1 protein-coding gene is annotated in these 678 nt (G+C 68.1%); it reads right to left on the bottom strand.

Annotation, left to right across the window (positions count from 1 at the left end):
• Positions 1 to 18: 18 nt before the first annotated feature.
• Positions 19 to 678, bottom strand: a 660-nt coding sequence (locus tag A7X97_RS01680; RefSeq protein WP_111007538.1) for a LysR substrate-binding domain-containing protein, incomplete at its 5' end; no start/stop codon positions are given.

Genomic DNA, 678 nt, shown 5'->3' with positions numbered 1-678 from the left:
AGCCCTGCTCGACCCACCTCACACCGTGATGGTCTGGGTCAATGACTCCCACGTCGGGGGCACCGGCCACGCTGCGGCCTGGTTGCCATCCAGCACCCTGCGCAGGTCGCGCGGATCAATCTGTGGGGCCAGCACATGCACCAGCTCCAGCGCGTAATCACGCAGCACGCGGTCGCGCGGCAACACCGCCCAGGCGATGCACTCGCTGATCGGATCCGGCGCCGGCCACGACCTCAGGTCTTCGTCATTGGAACTGACCGCCATCTCGGCCAGCAGGCCTACGCCCAGCCCCGTGCGCACGTAGGTCTTGATCAGGTCGGCATCGAGCGCGGTCAGCGCCAGGTCGGGCACCAGCCCATTGGTGGCGAAGGCACGTTGCAGGGATGAGTTCGGTCGGGTTGAGGATTCGTAGCTGATCAGCGGCTGGCGGGCCAGCGCGGCCAGGTCCGGTGCGCGGCCGGCGCGGTCCAACGGGTGGCCCTTGGGTACCACTACCAGGCGTCGCCAGCGGAACAGCGGCACTGCGATGCCATCAGTTGGCTCACCGCCTGCGGTGCTGATGATGGCGATATCGGCGTCACCCTGGTTCAAGCGGTCCAGCGCGTCGGTTTCACCGGCCTGCTGCAGGTGCACGCTGACCTGCGGATAGGCCTGCTTGATCGCCGCCACCGCCGGCGG

The organism is Stenotrophomonas sepilia, assembly GCF_003244875.1.
In the GTDB taxonomy this organism is placed as follows: Bacteria; Pseudomonadota; Gammaproteobacteria; order Xanthomonadales; family Xanthomonadaceae; genus Stenotrophomonas; species Stenotrophomonas sepilia.
The sequence above is the reverse complement of the archived record's forward strand: the minus strand, read 5'-3'. Positions and strand labels throughout refer to the sequence as shown.